The sequence below is a fragment of the Neolewinella litorea genome (assembly GCF_004803465.1).
GTDB lineage: Bacteria > Bacteroidota > Bacteroidia > Chitinophagales > Saprospiraceae > Neolewinella > Neolewinella litorea.
The window spans coordinates 164,614-184,853 of the sequence record NZ_SRSF01000002.1 but is presented as its reverse complement, the minus strand read 5'-3'; the positions used below and the strand labels follow the sequence as shown (position 1 = coordinate 184,853).

The window sequence follows — 20,240 nt, the reverse complement described above, 5'->3', positions numbered from 1 at the left end:
TGCAGTTGATTATAGAAACGATTCGATCGAATCGATGATTTCGTCGGGAGCACTGAGGTGCGGGCAGTGGCCGTCCGCTTCAAGGTAGATAAGTTGGCTGCCCTCTATTTGTTCGGCGGTATACTGTCCGACAGCGGGGCCTGCGATACGGTCGTTGTTGGCCTGCAGAATCAACGTCGGAACCCGGTAATCGGCCAGGTCTTCCCGGTTGTCGCCGAGAAAGGTAGCCTTGGCGAATACACTGGCCACGTCGGGGTTCAACCGGCAGAAGGATTCCTCGAGTTCCTGGGCCAGTTCCGGACCGTTTTCGGGGCCGACGATCACCGGGGCCATAGCGCGCGACCAGCCGCGGTAATTGCTGTCGAGGCTTTCCAGCAACTCGTCGATGTCTTCCCGGTCGAATCCGCCTCGGTAGTCGCCGTCGTTGAGGTAATGGGGGGAGGGTCCGATCATCACGTGCTTGCTGAAACGACCCGGAAGCCGCTTGGCCGCCAGCACGCCGATCATGCAACTCACCGAATGGCTTACGAGCGCGATGTTGTCGAGTTCCAACTCCCGGCAGATGCGGGCCAGGTCGGCGGCGTATCCGTCAAGCGTGCTGTACCGTTCCGGATCGAACTCCCTCTGCGCTTTGCCGGCACCCACGTAGTCGAACAGGATGACGCGGTACCGGTCGGTGAAGAGGGGCGCCACGTGGCGCCACATCTGTTGATCGCAGCCGAAGCCGTGGGCAAAGATCAGGGGTTGGCCATCGGGCACGCCATGCTCGGTAACGTTGTGGTCGGTAACTACGGAGGACATAACACAAGGTTGGTGTACGTAAGGGCAAGGTCGGATTACCGGCCTGATCGTTGGCGGAAGCGGTTCAACCCGACAGTGCCCACAATAAACAATCCCGCAAGCGGATTGTCTTCACCACCGCACATAAATTTGCCCTATGCCCCTCAAAGTTGGCGACAAAGCCCCCGCATTCCAGTTGTATTCCGACAGCCGCAAACCGCTCCGGTTGGAAGACTTTTCCGGCCAGCCGCTGGTCCTCCTGTTTTTTCCCCTGGCCTTCAGCAGCGTCTGCACGAAGGAGCTTTGCACCATGCGCGACAGCCTCGGGGAATACGACCGGCTCGACGCGGCGGTGGTGGCCGTGAGCGTCGACAGCGTGTACACCCTGGCCCATTTCAAAGCGAGTGAGAGGCTGAACTTCCCGCTGCTGAGCGACTTCAATAAGGAGGTAAGCCGGCAATACGGTTGTCTGTACGATACCTTCACGATGGACATGCACGGCGTAAGCAAGCGTGCGGCCTTCGTTATCGACGGGGAAGGCGTCATCCGGTATGCCGAAGTGCTGGAGTCGGCGGGCAATCAACCCGATTATTCGGCCGTCCGGGCAACTTTGGCGGCCCTGTAAGAGTTTTTTCGAGAATTAGCGCCTGAACTTATGAGTATATATGCATCCGGCCAGGAAGACGTCCTGTTAGAAGAAGACATCGACATCGGTACCGGTGAACCGGCCGACCTTATCGTGTTCAACGACGATCACAACACCTTTGATTGGGTGATGCAGAGTTTCGTGGAAATTCTGGGGCATTCTTCGGAGCAATCCGAGCAACTCGCCCTGATGATCCACCTTAAGGGAAAGGCTACCGTGAAGTCCGCCGCCTTCAATGAATTGCGACCCAAGAAGGATGCACTCTGTGATCGCGGCCTGAGCGCCGTGATCGAGGGTAAAGGATAGTTAATGCCCTTTTACCGTCTTGACCCCCGTTTTCCAGAACTTTTTCCCGACCCACTACGGTCGAATGGTGATGGCCCGGCCTGCTTCGGGGGCGACCTGAGCCCCGAAAGACTGTTCAATGCCTACCGCCTCGGTTTCTTCCCCTGGTTCGCCGAAGGAGAGCCCATCCTTTGGTGGCACCCCGATCCCCGCTTCGTACTTTTTCCCGATGAGCTCAAGGTGAGCAAGAGCATGCGCCCGTACTTCAACCAGCAGAAGTACCGCGTAACTTATGATGAGCGTTTCCGGGAGGTGATGGAGGAATGCCGCAGGGTCTACCGGCCGCTACAGCGCGGCAGCTGGATCACGGACGACCTGATCGCCGGCTACGTGAGCCTGCACGAAATGGGCATCGCCCACAGCGTGGAAGTCTACGAAGGCGACGAGCTGATTGGGGGCCTCTACGGACTCGCCCTCGGCAAGATCTTTTTCGGGGAAAGCATGTACTTCAAGCGCCCCAACGCCAGCAAATTCGGCTTCATCAGTCTGGTACGCCGGCTGCACGAACGGGGCTATCGGCTCATCGATTGCCAGCAGGAGACTGACCACCTGCGGAGCCTGGGCGGGCGGCCCATCCCCCGCGCCGAATTCGTTGACCATCTCGCGGAGATCGACGCCGAAGAAACGGAGCGGGGGAAGTGGGGCTAACGCACGCGTGGGCGGTGCATCAGAATTTACGCATCTCGCCCGGGCCTACGAACTGGTTCATTTCATCAACGTTGGTCACGCGCATTTCCTCGCCGTCCCAGAGCAGGCGGGTGCGGCCGCGGATCTCGTACTCGTCGGGGGTTCCGCCCGTTTTCGGGAACCGGTACTCATAGCCGCGAACGGCCAGGTTGCCCATGAGGATGGTTTCCGTGAGGGGGCCGGCCTTGCCGAGGTGGCTGCTGGGCTGGTACCCTTCCTTGATGCCGTTGATCCAGTCCATCTCGTGGGAGGTTTCCACGCGGGGGAGGGTTTCCGGTACGTTGATTTCTTCCATGCGGCTGGTAGGCAGCAGGCGCGGGTTCTGACCGTAGGTGTCGGCCATCAGTTTGCCCTTGTCGCCCACCATGATGATGCCGCTGCCGCCGTCGCCCATTTGCTCGTCGACGCCGAGTTCGTCGGGCCGGCCGGGCAAGATGCCACCGTCGGTCCAGATGAGTTCGACCGGTGGCTTTTCTCCGCGGGCGGGGAACTTGACGTGGATCTTCGCGGCCGGCGGGCAGGTCTCAGGGGTGTAGTCGGGGTTCCAGTTCTGGCTGAATACCTGCACCACGCTGGCCTCGGCACTGTCGGGGTAGCCCAGGTTCAGGATGTAGAAGGGCGTATCCACGATGTGGCAGCCCATATCGCCGAGGGCTCCGGTGCCGAAGTCCCAGTAACCGCGCCAGGCGAAGGGGTGGTAGGCATTGTTGTGCGGGCGCATGGCCGCCGGGCCGAGCCAGAGGTTCCAGTCGAAATCGGCGGGGATGGGGTCGGTACCCTGGGGTACCTTGCCGCCCTGGGGCCAGATGGGACGGTTGGTCCAGGCGTATACCGTATGCACGTCGCCGATCAGGCCGGCCTCGTAAAGTTCCTGGGTGCGACGGATGCCTTCGCCGCTGGCACCCTGGTTGCCCATCTGGGTAACGAGTTGCGGCTTGCTCTTGGCCATTTCGGTAAGCATGCGTACCTCGGCGATGGTACGCGCGAGGGGCTTCTCGATGTAGAGGTGCTTGTCGAGATTCATTGCGGCCAATCCGGCAATGGCGTGCGTATGGTCGGGGGTAGTGACCACCACCGCGTCAAGGTCCTTGCCGTACTTGTCCAGCATCACGCGGAAGTCTTTGGTGTAGGAAGCCTTCGGGAAGCGGGTCCGCATTTCGGCGGCGCGGGAGTCGTCGACGTCGCAGAGGGCGACAATGTTCTGGCTCTCCAGCGCCTTGAGGGTGCTGGTAGCCTTACCGCCGGCACCGATGGCGCCGATGTTGACGGTGTCGGAAGGGGCTTTGAAGCCTTTGCCTCCGAGCACGTGGCGGGGAACGATGGTGAAGGCAGCCGCCGCGGTAGCGGCCGTGCGCAGAAATTGCCGACGGTTGGTCGGGATTGTCTTTTTGGGCATGATCGAGAGGTTAATAGCGGGCAATATACATATTGGGAATCGTTCCGCTTTCACGCGATTGTGAACTTGTTTGTCATTTGTCACCGATTGCAACCGACAGTTACGGCGGCCCCGCCGGGAGCCGGCCTGGGCACCCGCGCTCCGCCGCGAACCTAAACCCCCGGTATGAGCTTACACCGAACGTATGGATCCGACTACCAAAATCAACATTCCGGAGAGTGAGCTGGAACGCATCGTCATCGTAGGTGGCGGCTTCGGCGGTCTGCAACTGGCCCGCAAGCTCGTCAAGGCGGACTACCAGGTCGTGCTGATCGACCGCAACAACTACCACCAGTTTCAGCCGCTGTTCTACCAGGTGGCCATGGCGGGATTGGAGCCCAGCAGCATCGTATTTCCCTTCCGCAAGCTCTTTCAGGGCAAGGAGAACATCTTGATCCGTATGACGGAGGTAACGCACGTCGATCCGGTCGCGAAGCAGCTGCAGACGCCCCTCGGGCACTGCAACTACGATCACCTGATCGTCGCTACGGGAGCCGACACCAACTTCTACGGGAACGAGGAACTGGCCCGGCGTACCCTGCCCATGAAGTCGGTGTCGGAGGCCCTCTACCTACGCAACTCGATCCTCGACGACTATGAGGATGCCCTCACTACGCCTTCCTACGACGACCGGCAGGAGCTGGTCGATATCGTCATCGTGGGCGGGGGCGCTACCGGGGTGGAACTGGCCGGATCGCTGGCGGAGATGAAGCGGCACGTGCTGCCCAAGGACTATCCCGAACTGGACGTAGCCGGCGAGTTCGATATCTACCTCGTGCAGTCGGGCGACGTGATCCTGAAAGGCATGAGCGCCAACAGCAGCGCCAGGGCACTGGAATACCTCGAGGACCTTGGCGTAAAGGTGTTGCTCAACAGCCGGGTGGAATCCTTCGACGGCAAGCAGGTGATCCTGTCAGACGGGCGCACGATCGTGAGCCAAAAGGTCATCTGGGCGGCCGGTATCCGGGGCGAGCCGATTCCGGGCCTACCGGCGGAGAGCATCACCTACGGCAACAGGCTGGCCGTCGACCGCTTCAACCGCGTGCAGGGCACTGAGAACGTCTACGCCATCGGCGACGTGGCCTATATGGAGGAGCCGGACTTCCCCCAGGGGCACCCGCAGGTGGCCCAGGTGGCCATTCAGATGGGCGAGCACCTCGCCAGGAACTTCCGCTACCGCCACCTGCGTGGGGAGGATTGGGAACCCTTTCACTACAACGACAAGGGCAGCATGGCCACTATCGGGCGGGGCCGGGCGGTGGTCGACATCCCGAAGCCGGAGTACCATTTCGCGGGCGTCATGGCCTGGCTGGTGTGGCTGGTGGTGCACCTCTTCGCCATCCTCGGATCGCGCAACAAGGTCTTCGTCTTCCTGAACTGGGTCTACAACTACATCAACTACAACCAGAGTCTGCGCCTGATCATCCGACCGCGTAAGGTGCCGGCGGACAGCCCCACACCAAACCGTTAGCGGTTAACGGGCTCAGTCCAACCAGGCGATAGCCCGCTTGCGCTCCACGGTGGAAAAGGCGGCGAGGTCCAGTCCGGGCGTCAACAGGTCGCTTAGTTTGACGCTGGTCTTGAGCCACGTCTGATCGCCGATGATGGCCACGCGCTCCAGGTCCTTGTACAGCCGCAGGCTCGTTTTCAGGTCTTCCCAGAGGGTACGGGCGTTGATGCCGTCGGTGCTGATCACTTCGAGCAGGATCCGGGCCTTGCCGTAGTGTTTGACCTTTTCCTCGACCAGCAGATTGATGCGGTCGTAGTCGGCCGTAGTGAGTTTGCCGACGATGGCCAGCCCTAGCAGCCGGGGGTCGCCGAGATCGATTTCCTTGACGGCCTCGACCTTGGAGGGCTCCTCACGATCCAGGCGCAGCCACTGGTGGGCCACCTCTCCCTCGTTGAGGCGGAAGGTCTTTACCTCCATGTGCGGCGCCAGCCAGTCGATACCCTCACTGAGGGTGGACAGCCAGCCGTGGTCGGTCAGGATGGCGTACTTCTCCACCTTGTCGAGCAGTTCCTTCTTGGTTTTGATGGTGTTCCAGAAGGACTGGTAGCTGGCGAAGCCGCTCACGTTCTTGATGTTGCCGAGCAGGCGCAGCTTTCCATGGGTGATGACCTTCGCCTCTACCGCCATCAACAACTTTCGCATGCCTTCGTCGTCGACCTCGCCGTCGAGCGTAAAACCGAGCATGTTATCCTGGGAGAGGGGGAAGATGGTGACCATAGCGTTATTTTCTGGGTAAACTACGGTAAGGCGGCGAAGGATTAGACCTGTGGCTGATTAATCGACGAGCCGTCGGTTCCGGTCGATGTGGAAAACGATTTCCCCAAATCCCAAACCTTCCCCAAAAAATCCCAGTTACAAAATTGACCCTGAGGGATTTCCGATATGCCTGCCGCTTTCTAGCCGCCGACCGCTTCCCCCGTCCCCGCCCAACCACCCATTTTTTACCCCTGACCAATGAAGATTGCCGTAATTGCCCACCTGAAGTTCCCGATAAGGGAACCCTTCCACGGTGGACTCGAAATGCACACCCACGCGCTGGTGGAGCACCTATCCCGCCGTGGCCACGACGTCACGCTTTTCGCCCTGCCCGACTCCGACCCGAGGTTCCGGGTCGTCGCGCCGCCGCTCGATGCCGTTGAGGCGGCGGAGGGCATCGACTTGTTTGCGGAGGAACCGGGATTTGGCATGGATTTCGTCAACAAGTTCCACGCCTACGCCTCGGTAATGAATGCCATTCAGGAAGGGCCCTTCGACCTCGTACACAACAACAGCCTGCACTTTTTGCCCTTGGCGCTGGCGCATACGCTCGATTGTCCGATGGTCACCAGCCTGCACTGTCCGCCTTTTGCCTCGCTGCGCAGCGGCGTGATCCTGGCCCGCCCCTACCTCGGCAATCATTTCGTGGCCGTCAGCCAAAGCACGGCCCGGCAGTGGGCGTCAGACATTACACACTGCTCGGTGGTGCTCAATGGTATTGCCGTCGATCGCTGGGACTTCTCACCCGAGGGAAAGCCCCGTACCGCTTTCTGGTTCGGGCGTATCTGTCCGGAAAAGGGACCCGAGTACGCCATCAAGGCCGCCCGTCGGGCCGGTTTCCGGCTGCGGCTAGCTGGCTCGATCTATGATCAGGAGTACTTCGATCGCGCGGTGGCACCGGAACTCGACGATACGGTGGAGTACATCGGCCACCTCGACCACGCCGGCATCTGCCGCGAGGCCGGACGGGCGGCGGTAGGAATGTTCACCTCCACCTGGGAGGAGCCATTCGGTCTGGTGCTCCCGGAACTGTTGGCCTGCGGCACGCCGGTAGTGGCCTTCGACAGTGGTGCCACCCGTGAGATCCTGGACAACAGCTGCGGCGTAATCGTACCCAAATACGACGTGGAAGCCCTGGCCGCCGCCCTGCCCACAGCCGCCCGCCTGGATCGTAAGGACTGTCGCCGCCGGGCGGAGCGCGACTTCTCCGTCAGCCGCATGATCGACGGCTACGAAACCATTTACCGCCGACTCGCCCCGGCCTCCGCCCCCCGGGCCGCGGCGTGGTCGGTACCGTCCCTGCCAACCGCCGCAAGCAGTGTTGCCTAGCCCCGTAGGTTTTTACGCACACCACCACGGAGCCGGCCACGCTACCCGCACCCGCCTCTTGGCCAATGCCCTGCCCCGAAATGTACCCGTCCACGTATTCACCTCCGCCACCGAGCGCTTTGCGGGGTGGGAGCGGGGTCAGGTACACGCCTTGCCACCCGACGTAACGAGGGGCCGTGACCCCGCGCTGGACCTGCTGCAGGGACAGGTGCTGCACTACGCTCCGGTCGATCAGCCCGGGGTGCAACAGCGCATGGCTCTGCTCGCCGACTGGATCGCCCGCCACCGCCCCTCCCTCTTCGTAGTCGACCTGTCGGTGGAAGTGGCGCTGTTCGTGCGGCTTTGCGGCGTCCGAACGACGCTGGTTCGGTTGCACGGACGGCGCGACGATCCCGCCCATTTGGCCGCTTTCGGATTGGCCGAACGCCTCATTGCCCCCTTTCCTGCCGCGCTTGAAGATGCGCATACGCCGCAGTGGATAAGGGAAAAGACCCTCTACCTGGGTGCCTTCAGCCGCTACGACGACCGTACGGAGGGCCGCGTGGAATGTCGCATGAAGTTGGGCCTGTCAGTGGACGAACGGGTCGTCACCGTAATCAACGGAGAGGGCGGCGGAGCGCGGGAGCAAGGCCAGTGGGCCCGGATAGCCGAGGCCGTTCCGGAGTGGACCTTCTTGCTGGTGGGGCAGGTTATGGCCTCCGGAAGTGAGCCCGGCAACCTGCGCGCCGTCGGCCGCCAAGATGACACCTTTCCCTACCTGCGGGCCGCCGACGTGGTGGTGGGCAGCGGCGGGACCAATACCATGTTCGAGATCGGCGCCGCCCGGACACCCTATCTGAGCCTGCCCGAACCCCGGCCCTTCGACGAGCAGGCGTGCAAGATGCGCGCCCTGGAGAGGCTGGGGCTGACCCGCATCGTCGACCCTAAGCTTTCGCCCACGCAATGGCGCGAGGCACTGGAGCGCGCCCGCCAGCAGCCCGTGGGGGAGTGGGATAGTCTATTCGCCGGTAGGAGCCTGCGGGATGCGGCCGCGGAACTCCTCGCCCCAAAGCCCTAACCATCGCCGTATCCTTCCTTACCTTTGCCCCTTGCAACTGACCGCAAAGGATATACCGTGGGCCGACCAAAGATTACGATACAGATGGACAAACGAGGAATTGACGACGACCCGGACATGCTGCCCTTCCTGGGCCTCGAGGACGGGGATGAGGAGCTCGTGGACAGCGATACACCCAGCCCCATACCCATCCTGGCGTTGAAGAACGCCGTACTCTTCCCGACCATCGTCACCCCGATCAACATCGGCCGCGACCGCTCCATCAATGCCGTCAACAAAGCCGCCGAAGGAAACCGCCTGGTGGCCGTCTTCGCCCAGCGCGACCTGAACGTGGAAGAACCCGAGGTCAAGGACCTCTACGAGGTAGGCACCCTGGCCCGCATCCTGAAAATGCTGCGGATGCCCGACGGCAGCCTCACCGCCGTGTTGCGGGGCGGGCAACGCGTACGCCGGACCTCCGTGACCCAGGAGGCCCCCTTCATGGCCGGAACCATCGAACCCCTGGAATACGAGGAGCCGAGCGAGGAAATGACCTTTCAGGCTACGGTCGACAGCATCCGCGACATGGCCGTGCGGGCCGTGGAACTGAGTCCGAATATCCCGACCGAAGCGCGCGTGATGCTCGACAACATCAACCGGCCCAGCCAGTTGCTGAACTTCATCGCCAGCAACCTCAACGCCGAGATGAAGGCCAAGCAACAGCTGCTGGAAACCAACGGCCTGGCCGAAAAGGCCGAGGGCGTGCTCAACGAATTGCGCCGTGAACTCCATATCCTGGAACTCCGCGACCAGATCGAGAACAAGACCCGCGGCGACATCGAACAGCAGCAGCGGCAGTACTTCCTGAACCAGCAGATCAAGGCTATCCAGGACGAGCTCGGCGAAAATCCCAACGACCAGCAAATCAGCGAGCTCGAGGCCCGCGCCGAAGAGAAAAAATGGCCGCGGGAGGTCGCCCAGACCTTCGACCGGGAGCTCGTCCGCCTCAAGCGCATGAATCCCCAGGTGGCGGAATTCAGCGTCCAACTCTCCTACCTGGAAATGCTGCTCGACCTGCCGTGGCAGGAATACACGGAGGACAACTTCGACCTCAAATCGGTAGCCCGCGTACTGGATAACGACCACTACGGCCTGGAAAAGATCAAGGACCGCATCCTGGGACACCTCGCCGTACTAAAACTGAAGGGCGACATGACCGCCCCCATCCTGATGCTGCTCGGCCCTCCCGGCGTGGGTAAGACCAGTCTGGGCAAGAGCATCGCCCACGCCCTGGGCCGCAAGTTCGTCCGCATCAGCCTCGGCGGCCTCCACGATGAGAGCGAGATCCGGGGCCACCGCAAGACCTACATCGGCGCCATGCCCGGCCGCATCGTACAGTCGTTGCGCAAGGTCGGCAGCGCCAATCCGGTGTTCATCCTCGACGAAATCGACAAGATCGGGCAGAGCCACCGCGGCGATCCCTCCTCGGCCCTGCTGGAGGTGCTCGACCCCGAGCAGAATTCCACTTTCCACGACAACTACCTCGACCTGGACGTCGACCTGAGCAAGGTGCTCTTCATCGCCACCGCCAACAGCCTGCAGTCCATCCAGCCCGCGCTGCGCGACCGTATGGAGATCATCCGCCTGAGCGGCTACTCGACCGAGGAAAAACTGGAAATCGCCAAGCGCCACCTGGTGCCTAAGCAGCGCGAAGCCCACGGCCTCAAGTCGCGGCAAGTGAAAATACCGGTGGCCACCCTTCGCGAAGTCATCGACGGCTACACCCGGGAAAGCGGGGTACGCTCCCTGGACCGACAGATCGCGGGCCTCATGCGCCACGCAGCCAAGGGCATTGCTATGGAAGGCGAGGAAACGGTCAAGATCGAAAAGGAAGCGCTGGAAGAGGTGCTGGGCCCCCGCATCTTCGAGCGCGAACCGTACCGCGTCGGCAACCAGCCGGGCATCGCCATCGGACTGGCCTGGACGCAGGTGGGGGGTGAGATCCTCTTCGTGGAGGCCAGCCTGAGCCCCGGCAAGGGGAGCCTGCAGCAAACCGGTAATCTGGGTACCGTGATGAAGGAAAGCGCCACCACGGCCCGCTCTTACCTGCGCGCCAACGCGGCCCGGATCGGCATTGAGCAAGAGGCCCTGAAGTCGCAGGACCTGCACCTGCACGTACCCGAGGGCGCCACGCCCAAGGACGGGCCCAGCGCGGGCATTACCATGCTGACGGCCATGGCCAGCGCCTTTACCAACCGCCCCATTCGGCCCTATCTGGCCATGTCGGGCGAAATCACCCTGCGCGGCCGCGTGCTGCCCGTGGGGGGTATTAAGGAGAAACTGTTGGCCGCCCGCCGCGCCGGTATGAAGCAGGTCATCCTGAGCCGGTCCAACGAACGGCACGTCCGCGAGGTAGAGCCCCGTTACCTCAAGGGCCTGGAAGTGAGCTACGTAGACACCATGCTTGAAGTGCTCGACCTGGCCCTGGCCCCTCAGGAAGCCCACAACCCGGACGATAAATAAATCGTTAACATCTTCGGGGCACCCAACCCCGGGCGCGGCGAGCGCGTCCTTATCGCGAGTTACGTTCTCCCCGCTTATGAAGTACCTGCTTTTCCTCCTGCTCTGTTTCGGCTTCACTTCCGTGGCCCACGCCCAGCTTGTCGACCAGAACGGGGAACCCCTGGTACAATTTTCCGGTATGGTCCTGGACGGGACCAACAGCCAGCTGCAGCCCGTGCCCTACGCTACCGTACTGATCAAGAACGACGGCCGCGGTACCTACGCCAACCTGGAAGGCTTCTTCAGCATCGTGGCCCACAAGGGTGATACGATCCTCTTCAGCGCTCTGGGCTACGACGACGTGGAGTTCGTCATCGACCCCGCCCTGGAAGACGACAAGTACAGCCTGGTGCAACTCATGACCTACAACGCCATCGACTTGCCCGAGGCGGTGGTCTTTCCCTGGCCCAGCCGCGAGCACTTTAAGCTGGAGTTCCTGGCCATGGACGTCACCCCCGAACTGCAAAGCCGCGCCTCGGAGAACCTCTCGGCCGACAAGCTCGAGCGCCTGCAGGAAAGCGTGCCGCGCTCCGGTGCCGAGAACAGCAGTTACTACCTGCGCCAGCAGGCCCGGCAGACCTACTACATCGGCCAGAGGCCCCCCATGAACATCTTCAGCCCCATTGCCTGGAAACAGTTCTTCGACGGGTGGAAGCGCGGCGATTTCAAGCGCAAGGACGACTAGCCGTTACCCCGGCAACCTCCGCCCCTGACCCGCTGTTAGCTTGCCATGCCACCAGCACGAAGTCGCGGCAGAACCCCTGAAGAAAGAACCTGGCGCGACCAACTCACCGCACTACGGAACATTCCCCCGTTCTTCCGGCTGATCTGGAAAACGAGCCCCTCCCTTACGGTAACCAACATCGTGCTGCGGGTGCTGCAGGCCGCCCTGCCCACCGCCATCCTCTACGTCGGTAAGCTGATCATCGACGAAGTGCTGTTCATCATCGAAGGCACCGGCGATACCACCTTTCTCTGGAAGATGATCGCCCTGGAATTGGTGCTGGCACTGGCCTCTGACCTGCTTAGTCGCGGCATCAACCTGGTCGACAGCCTGCTCGGCGACCTCTATACCAACCAGGCCAGCGTCGACCTCATGCGGCACGCCGCGATCCTCGATCTCTACCATTTCGAGGATTCCGAATTTTACGACAAAATGGAACGCGCCCGCCGGCAGACTACCGGACGCTCGACCCTGATCTCACAACTTCTGGCGCAGTTTCAGAGCACGGTAACCCTGGTGGTGCTGGGCGTCAGCGTAGCCGCCTTCAATCCCTGGCTCATCTTGCTGCTGGTGGTGGCCGTGATCCCCAGTTTCGTGCAGGAGAATTACTTCAATCAGCAAGCCTACAGCCTGACCCGCAGCTGGACGCCCGAGCGTCGGGAGCTGGATTACCTGCGCTACATCGGGGCCAGCGACATTACCGCCAAGGAGGTGAAGATCTTCGGACTGGCCGACTTCATCACGGAGCGCTTCCGGGAACTGTCCATGAAGTACTACCACGTCAACCGCAAGCTGGCCATCCGGCGAGCGGGGTGGGGGGCTTTCTTCAGCGCGATCAGTTCGATCACCTACTACGGCGCCTACGTGCTCATCATCTTTCAGACCATCAACGGAGTGATCACGGTGGGTTCGCTTACCTTCCTTGCGGGGGCTTTTCGGCGTATGCAGACCGGCCTGCAAACCATCCTCTCGCGCTTTTCCACGATCGGGGAGAACGCCCTTTATCTCCAGGACCTCTTCGATTTCTTCGCCATCCGCCCCAACATCGCCGACCGGGAAGGTGCCATTCCCTTCCCCGAGGTAGTCAAGGAGGGGTGGGAATTTCAGAATGTTAGCTTCAAATACCCCAACAGCGAGAAATACGCCATCCGCAACCTGTCGTTCCGCTTACCGGCGGGGGAGAAGGTGGCCCTGGTGGGGGAGAACGGCGCCGGCAAAACCACCCTGGTGAAGCTGCTGGCCCGTCTCTACGAGCCGTCCGAAGGGCGCATCCTGCTCGACGGTCGCGACCTGCGGGAGTATGAGATCACTTCCCTGCGCGACAACGTGGGCGTGATTTTTCAGGACTTCTTCCGTTACCAGATGACGGCCCGCGAGAACATCGTAGTAGGTCGGGTGGAGGAAAGCGAAAACGAGGCCCGCATAACCGACAGTGCCCGCAAATCCCTCGCCGAGGAGGTAGTGGATTCGCTGCCCGACGGCTACGACCAGTTGCTCGGCCGGCGCTTCGCCAACTCCGTCGACCTAAGCGGCGGACAGTGGCAAAAGATCGCCCTCGCCCGGGCCTACATGCGCGACGCCCAGCTGCTTATCCTAGACGAGCCCACCAGTGCCCTGGATGCCCGTGCGGAATACGAGGTCTTCCAGCGTTTCACCGCCCTGATCGAAGGCAAAACCGCCGTCCTGATCAGCCACCGCTTCAGCACCGTCCGCATGGCCGATCACATCCTTTTCCTCGAGTATGGCGGACTGGTCGAAGAAGGCAGCCACGAAGAACTTATCGCCCTCGGAGGCCGCTACGCCGAACTTTTCGACCTGCAGGCCGCCGGCTACCGATGATGCGCCCCCCCTAAAGAACTAATAGCCTAATAGCCTAAAGAACTAATAGCCTAAACAACTACTTCCTCTTCTTGTCAATCTGAAAAGCCGCGGAGATCAGGCTCAGGTGTGAGAATGCTTGCGGGAAATTGCCGAGTTGCTCCCCGTGCAGTCCGATCTCTTCGCTGAGCAGCCCGAGGTGATTGGCGTAGCCCAGCATTTTTTCGAAAACCACCGTAGCCTTGTCCAGCTGTCCGATCCGAGCCAGGCATTCCACGTACCAGAAGGAGCAGATGGCGAATGCCCCCTCGTCCCCTTCCAGGCCGTCCGAAGCCCCGTGCTCGAGCTTGTAGCGGAAGATGAGCACGTCGGCCGACAGGTTCTTCTCGATCGCGTCGAAGGTCTTCAGCCACCTGGGTTCCTGACTGCTCACGAACCGCAGCAGGGGCATCAGCAACGCGCTGGCGTCGAGTACGTCGCTGCCTTTGTATTGCACGTACGACTGCAGCTCCTCGTTCCAGAAATCGTTGAATATCTCTGCGTAGATCTCGTTCCTCACCTTGCGCCATTCGTCCATGGGGCAGGGCAGGCTGCGGTCGTCGGCGATCTTCATGGCCCGGTCGATGGCTACCCAGCAGCAGACCGCGGAGTGCAGGAAGCGTTGTTTGCCGCTGCGTACCTCCCAAATGCCGTGGTCGGCGTCGCGCCAGTGCTCCACAACGTACTCCACCAGTACGACGATCGACTGCCAGAACTGGTGCGTGATGCTGCCCCCGGCCTTATTGTAGAGGTAGATGGTGTCGATGAGCTCGCCGTAGATGTCGAGTTGCTTCTGGTCAAAGGCGCCGTTCCCGATGCGCACCGGCGTGCTGCCGCGGTAGCCTTCGAGATGTTCCAGCGCTTCCTCCGTCAGGTTGGTTTCTCCATCGACGGCGTACATGAGCTGAAGGTGGTTCATGCATTTCTCGCGGATCCAGTCCATAAATTGCTCAGCTTCGCGGGTGTAACCCAACCGAAGGAATGCATACATGGTAAAGGCCGCGTCGCGTATCCAGGTGTAGCGGTAGTCCCAGTTGCGCGACCCGCCCATCTTTTCCGGCAATCCGAAAGTAGCGGCGGCTATGGTGCTGCCGTATCGGGCGGAGGTGAGCAATTTCAGGGCCAGGGCCGACCGCAGCACGGCCTCCCTCCAGAAGCCATCATATTGGCATTTTGCTGACCACTCCGTCCAGAATTTACGGCATCCCGTAAAGCAGTGCATCCAGTCGAGATCGAAGTCAACACCTTCGTTGAGGGTGAGGATGAAGTCGATGTTGTCGCCCTGGTGCAGGTCAATCACGGCGGTAAGGCCCTCCTCCGTAATTTCCATCTCTACGTCGCACAAGAGCAGCATGGTGGGTTGCACGCCTTCCGGGTCGCGGAGGAGGTAGCCGCGGCCGTCGGGGTTTTTCTCCGCCAGTACGCCCGACCTACCGTAGTTGTAGCGGGGTGCCACCTTCACCCGTACGCTGTGGTGGCCATAGACGCCCTTGAGGCGGCGGAAAACGGCAAAGTCCCGCTCCTCGTCCACGATGGGCATGAAGTCAGTCAGTTCCGCGATCCCGTCCTCACTCAAGAAGCGCGTGAGGAGGATATTGGTGCCCGGCAGGTAGAGTTGCTTGTTTTTGGTATCGGAAGCCACGCACTCGAACGCGAAGAAGCCCCCCAGGTCGGCATCGAGCAAGCGCCCGAAAACGGTGGGGGAGTCGAAGCGCGGCAGGCACATGAAATCGATGCTTCCGGTCACACTCACCAAGGCCGTCGTGTGTAGGTTGCCGATAATGCCGTGCTCGGCGATAGGGAGGTAGCGGTCCGGGTAATCGAAAGAGGTCTGGCTCATTGCATGGTTCAACCGCGGATTGTCTGCCTGGTTTAGAAAAGGTGGCGCGCGGGCGGGGGCGGCGGAGCGCGGGTGCCCGCCAACCGGACAAGCCGCCGGGTCGGTGGATCCGTCGGCTAAATCCGCGAAATGGGGTAAACCGAAGCGGCCTCGGGTAAACTGCCGGAAAACCACAGCCGCCGGCATCAGCTACCAGCTCCGGCACCCGCGCGCCGCCGCCGAACCCCTGAAAATAACGTTTTGTTAAGTCTATACGACAAGCGTGGCTTGGGGGGAGATGCGTCTAGCGGGTGTCATTACAGTGAAAGTATTCCCATAAGACCAGTGCATCCGATGAAATCCATATACCTCAGCCTGATGGCCGCGCTCATGGCGCTGCCGCTCGCCCTGCCCGGCCAGGGATTCAATTCCTTTGGGCAAAATAAACCGAATTACGAGAACTTCGAATTCGACGTTTATCAGTCGCCCCACTTCGAATTGTACACCTACATCGACAACGAAGAGTGGCTGAAGAACTTCCTCAACGACAGTGAGGAATGGTACCGCATACACCAGCTGGTCCTGCGGGATACCATCGACTTCAAAAACCCGATGATTATCTACGCGAACCACGCGGACTTCCAGCAGACCAACGCCATCAGCGGCCCCATTGGCTCCGGCACCGGCGGGGTCACCGAAGCCTTCAAGAACCGCGTGGTGCTGCCCGTAGCCCACACCAATGCCCAGACCCACCACGTACTGGGCCACGAACTCGTGCACGCCTTCCAGTACGACATGGTGATCCGCGGCGACAGCACCAGTCTGCGCGACCTGCAAAAACTGCCCCTGTGGATGGTCGAGGGACTGGCGGAGTACCTCAGCATCGGCTCCGTGGATCCCTTTACTGCCATGTGGATGCGCGACGCGGTGCTCAACGACGACGTGCCCAGTCTGAAGGATCTGAGCCGCGGACGATACTTTCCCTACCGCTACGGACAGGCCTTCTGGTCGTTCGTGACCGGCCTGCAGGGCGACGAGGTAATCAACCCCTACTTCCGGGCCACCGCCAAGTGGGGACTGGAGCGCGCCACGGAAATGGTACTTGGTTACAAGTTTGAAGAGTTCAGTGACCTTTGGGAAGACGCCCTGCGCAAGACCTACGGCGAGCAGATCGGCGACGCCAAGACCGACCGCTTCGTGGGCAAGGAACTGGTAGGCCCCGACAACAACGGCGGCCGCATCAACGTATCGCCCGAGATCAGCCCGAACGGCAAGTACATGATCTACCTCTCGGAGCAGGACCTCTTCAGCATCGACCTCTTCCTGGCCGACGCCCGCACCGGGGAAAAGATCCGCAAGATCCGCACCGCCTCGCTGAAGTCGCACGTCGACGAGATCAGCTACATCGAGAACAGTGGTACGTGGAGCCCCGACAGCAAGCAATTTGCCTACGTAGGGGTGAGCAAGGGCCAGAATATCCTCATCATTGCCGATGTGGAGAGCGGTAAGGCCAAGCGGGAGATTCGCGTCGAAGGCCTGCCCGCCTTTACCTTCCCGAGCTGGTCGCCCGACGGGCAGTCCATCGTGGTGTCCGGACTGGTGCAGGGGCAGCCCGACCTGTACTCCATCGACGTGCGCAGCGGCCGGGCCACTCAGCTGACGAACGACATCTACAGCGAGATCCACCCCAGCTGGTCGGCCGACGGCCAAACGATCTACTTCAGCACCGACGCCCGGGGCATGCAACTGCAGGAGCGCCCCCACGGGGCCCTGCGCTTCAACCTGGCCGCCCTGGACGTGGCCACCCGCGAGAGCCGGGAGATCAAGGTGTTCCCCGGTGCCGATAACCTCAACCCCATTGAGGGTGCCGACGGCAAGCTGTACTTCCTGAGCAACCGCGACGGCTTCCGCAACATCTACCGCTACGATCCGGCCACCGACGTCGTGGAGCAGATGACCGACCTCCTCACCGGCGTATCCGGCATCACCCACTACGCCCCGGCGATGAGCATCGACCGGAGCAATAACCGGCTGATCTACACCTACTTCAACCAGAACGGCTACAAGCTGTACGGCACCCTGGTCAAGAACATGGAGGCCCTGCCCGTGGACAAGGATTCCGTGGACCTGACGCCGGCCACCCTGCCGCGCCTCAACCGCCGGGCCACGCTGGTGGTCGACCAACTGCTCACGAACATGGATAAGCAGGACGTGATCACTTCCGACGAGATTACGCGTCAGGAGTACCGTCCGAAGTTCAAGCTCGACTACGCCAGCGGCGGAGCCGGGGCCGGTGTCGGGACCAACCAGGTATTCGGTACCACTACCGGACTGGCCGGCGGCGTACAGCTGCTGTTCAGCGACATCCTGGGCAACAACCAGCTGTTCACCGCGCTGAGCATGAACGGCGAGATCACGGACTTCGGCGGCAGCGTCGCCTGGGTCAACCGCAAGACACGCCTGAACTACGGCTTTAGTCTCAGCCGGATCCCTTACCGCAACTTCGGCACCATCGCGCCCTTCATGGATTCAATCCAGGTAGGCGAAGACCAGTACGTCAACCTGATCAATGCGCCCTACATCATCAGCCGGCTGTACCAGAACCAGGTGGGTGCCTTTGCCTCCCTGCCGTTCAACACCAACCTGCGCCTTGAGGGCAGCGTGAGCGCCAGCCACTACAACAACCGGGTTGACGAGTACGCCCGCTTCTTCAATCCGGTCACCGGATTCCCCATCCAGACGAGCGTACAGCCCGAGCGGCGCAAGGACCTGGAGCGCGAAAGCTTCAGTTTGCTGAACGGTGGCGTAGCCCTGGTGGGCGACAACGCCGACTTCGGGCTCACCGCGCCGATCCGTGGTCATCGGTTCCGCCTGGGGGCCGACCAGTACGTCGGTGAGTTCAACTTCACCGCCGTGAATGCCGACTACCGACGCTACCTCTGGTTCGGCAAGGGGGCCCTGGCCTTCCGCGCCCTCCACTACGGAAGGTACGGCAGTGAGGGCAACGACCTGTTCCCGCTCTACGTGGGCAGCCCCTGGTACATGCGTGGACTGAACGCCAACGATGCCGTCAATGCCCTGGACGGTGCCGGCCGCAACATCAACGAGTTGATCGGCAGCAAACTGCTGATCTCGAACCTCGAACTTCGGATTCCCTTCACCGGCCCCGAGCAGCTGGCGCTGATCAAGTCCAAATTCCTGTTCAGCGATCTTAACCTGTTCATCGATGGGGGTATGGCCTTCACCGACTTCAACCAGTTCAGCGGACCGCAGTACACCCTCGACAAGGACGGGGAGATCATCATCAACCCCGCTACCGGCGAGCCCTTCGTGGTGCGACCCGGGGTGCAGCCGATCTTTACGGCCGGCGTGAGCGCCCGCGTGAACGTCTTCGGACAGATCGTGGTGGAGCCCTACCTGGCCCGTCCCCTCATCCAGGGCGGTTCCTGGAACTTCGGGGTGAACTTGTTGCCGGGCTGGTAAGCAACCGGGACTACGGACAAGGGTATTACCCCTGATCAACAATGCCCCATAAGCCGCCGGCTCCTTCGGGAGACCGGCGGCTTGTTGTTTCCGGAGCGCGGCGGTGATGGCCGGAATGCCGAGTAGTGTATCTTGGTGTCGACACCAAATTCGTTTCACCTTGGTCGTGCGTATCTCGCTGTTCTCCCTCAGCTTACTGTTTATCCTTTTCGGCTGTCAGACGGCCGCCCCCACCACCAATGGTGACGAGCCGGCCACCTCCGGTAATCCCATCTTTCCCGGGTGGTACGCCGACCCGGAGGCGGTAGTCTTTGACGATGAGTACTGGATCTTTCCGACCTACTCGGCGGACTACACCGACCAGTTGCACCTCGATGCCTTTTCTTCCCCCGATCTGGTGACCTGGACGAAGCACGAACGCATTCTGGACACCACTATCGTACCCTGGGTACGGCAGGCCCTGTGGGCGCCGGCGGCCATTGAGAAGGACGGTCAATACTACCTCTTCTTCGCGGGCAACGACGTACAGCGGCCCAGTAGGCCCGGCTGGGATCCGGACAACGACATCAATCACCACGGCGGCATCGGGGTGGCGGTAGCGGATCACCCCGCCGGTCCCTACCGCGACCACGTCGGGGGTCCGCTGCTCGACACCTTTTACCACGACGCGCAGCCCATCGACCAGTTCGTCTACCGCGACGAAGACGGCACGCACTACTTCTACTACGGCGGCTGGGGGCACTGCAACATTGGTCGGCTTAATGCGGACTTCACCGGCTTCCTACCCTGGGACGACGGACAGCTCTTCCACGAGATCACGCCGGAGAACTACGTGGAGGGCCCCTTCCTTTTTCGCCGCAAGGGCATCTACTACCTGATGTGGTCGGAAGGCGGCTGGACCAACGCCACCTACAAGGTTGCCTACGGGATGGCGGATTCGCCGCTGGGCCCCTTTCCCCGCCAGGGCACCATTCTGGAGGCGGACTCCACCATCGCCACCGGAGCAGGTCACAACAGCGCCATCCGGGTGCCGGACACCGACGACTGGTACATGGTTTACCACCGTCGGCCGATCCCGAACGAAGACCGCGACCACCGTGTCACCTGTATCGATCGCATATACTTTAATGAGGACGGCACCATCCGGCCGGTGAAAATGACCTTCACGGGGGTGGAGGCCCGCCCGCTGGCGAACGACCGCTAGTTCTGCGATTCCAACGCAGCGCAAAAACGGGTGGCGGAGTCGGGAACTAAGCTCCGGCGGCACTGGT

15 protein-coding genes are annotated in these 20,240 nt (G+C 61.5%); 11 read left to right on the top strand and 4 right to left on the bottom strand.

All coding sequences use genetic code 11. The annotated features are described in order from the left end of the window. Positions 1-9: 9 nt before the first annotated feature. Positions 10-801 carry an alpha/beta fold hydrolase gene (locus E4021_RS06505; RefSeq protein WP_136457590.1) on the bottom strand — a complete coding sequence of 264 codons (792 nt, stop codon included), beginning with the start codon at positions 799-801 and terminating at the stop codon, positions 10-12. Between the two features lie 136 nt (positions 802-937). Between E4021_RS06505 and E4021_RS06500 the strand changes: the two genes are divergently transcribed. From E4021_RS06500 to aat, 3 genes are read left to right on the top strand one after another with little or no spacing between them, the layout of a single operon-like run. Then, positions 938-1,405: a redoxin domain-containing protein gene (locus E4021_RS06500; protein ID WP_136457588.1), complete on the top strand. Its 468-nt coding sequence runs from the start codon at positions 938-940 to the stop codon at positions 1,403-1,405. Positions 1,406-1,435: 30 nt separating this feature from the next. Further along, a complete protein-coding gene (locus E4021_RS06495) occupies positions 1,436-1,732 on the top strand; it encodes an ATP-dependent Clp protease adaptor ClpS (RefSeq protein WP_136457586.1) in 297 nt (98 codons plus the stop codon). A gap of 3 nt (positions 1,733-1,735) precedes the next feature. Continuing rightward, positions 1,736-2,419: a leucyl/phenylalanyl-tRNA--protein transferase gene (gene aat / locus E4021_RS06490; RefSeq protein ID WP_136457584.1), complete on the top strand. Its 684-nt coding sequence runs from the start codon at positions 1,736-1,738 to the stop codon at positions 2,417-2,419. A 19-nt stretch (positions 2,420-2,438) separates the two neighbouring features. On the opposite strand, the gene E4021_RS06485 is transcribed toward aat, so the two are convergent. Further along, entirely contained in the window at positions 2,439-3,854 is a 1,416-nt protein-coding gene (locus tag E4021_RS06485; RefSeq protein ID WP_136457582.1) for a Gfo/Idh/MocA family protein, read from the bottom strand. Positions 3,855-4,038: 184 nt separating this feature from the next. Here E4021_RS06485 and E4021_RS06480 point away from each other — a divergent pair, with 184 nt between their 5' ends. Continuing rightward, positions 4,039-5,364, top strand: a complete 1,326-nt coding sequence (locus E4021_RS06480; protein ID WP_136457580.1) for an NAD(P)/FAD-dependent oxidoreductase — start codon at positions 4,039-4,041, stop codon at positions 5,362-5,364. A 12-nt stretch (positions 5,365-5,376) separates the two neighbouring features. On the opposite strand, the gene E4021_RS06475 is transcribed toward E4021_RS06480, so the two are convergent. Beyond that, entirely contained in the window at positions 5,377-6,120 is a 744-nt protein-coding gene (locus tag E4021_RS06475) for a SpoIIAA family protein (RefSeq protein WP_136457578.1), read from the bottom strand. Between the two features lie 237 nt (positions 6,121-6,357). On the opposite strand from E4021_RS06475, the gene E4021_RS06470 reads away from it, so the two are divergent. From E4021_RS06470 to E4021_RS06450, 5 genes are all read left to right on the top strand, one after another. Continuing rightward, positions 6,358-7,488 carry a glycosyltransferase gene (locus E4021_RS06470; protein WP_136457576.1) on the top strand — a complete coding sequence of 377 codons (1,131 nt, stop codon included), beginning with the start codon at positions 6,358-6,360 and terminating at the stop codon, positions 7,486-7,488. Then, a complete protein-coding gene (locus tag E4021_RS06465) occupies positions 7,478-8,545 on the top strand; it encodes a hypothetical protein (protein ID WP_136457574.1) in 1,068 nt (355 codons plus the stop codon). The genes E4021_RS06470 and E4021_RS06465 overlap by 11 nt, the downstream gene beginning before the upstream one ends. Positions 8,546-8,629: 84 nt before the next feature. Beyond that, positions 8,630-11,047: an endopeptidase La gene (gene lon / locus E4021_RS06460; RefSeq protein ID WP_136457572.1), complete on the top strand. Its 2,418-nt coding sequence runs from the start codon at positions 8,630-8,632 to the stop codon at positions 11,045-11,047. Positions 11,048-11,123: 76 nt separating this feature from the next. Then, positions 11,124-11,771 carry a carboxypeptidase-like regulatory domain-containing protein gene (locus tag E4021_RS06455; protein ID WP_136457570.1) on the top strand — a complete coding sequence of 216 codons (648 nt, stop codon included), beginning with the start codon at positions 11,124-11,126 and terminating at the stop codon, positions 11,769-11,771. 45 nt (positions 11,772-11,816) lie between these two features. Continuing rightward, entirely contained in the window at positions 11,817-13,649 is a 1,833-nt protein-coding gene (locus tag E4021_RS06450) for an ABC transporter ATP-binding protein (RefSeq protein WP_136457568.1), read from the top strand. A gap of 58 nt (positions 13,650-13,707) precedes the next feature. On the opposite strand, the gene E4021_RS06445 is transcribed toward E4021_RS06450, so the two are convergent. After that, positions 13,708-15,507 (bottom strand): glycoside hydrolase family 15 protein, encoded by a 1,800-nt coding sequence (locus E4021_RS06445; protein ID WP_136457566.1) that lies wholly within the window; start codon positions 15,505-15,507, stop codon positions 13,708-13,710. 333 nt (positions 15,508-15,840) lie between these two features. Here E4021_RS06445 and E4021_RS06440 point away from each other — a divergent pair, with 333 nt between their 5' ends. Further along, positions 15,841-18,969 carry a PD40 domain-containing protein gene (locus E4021_RS06440; RefSeq protein WP_136457564.1) on the top strand — a complete coding sequence of 1,043 codons (3,129 nt, stop codon included), beginning with the start codon at positions 15,841-15,843 and terminating at the stop codon, positions 18,967-18,969. Positions 18,970-19,135: 166 nt separating this feature from the next. After that, entirely contained in the window at positions 19,136-20,173 is a 1,038-nt protein-coding gene (locus E4021_RS06435) for a glycoside hydrolase family 43 protein (RefSeq protein WP_211096981.1), read from the top strand. Positions 20,174-20,240: the final 67 nt, after the last annotated feature.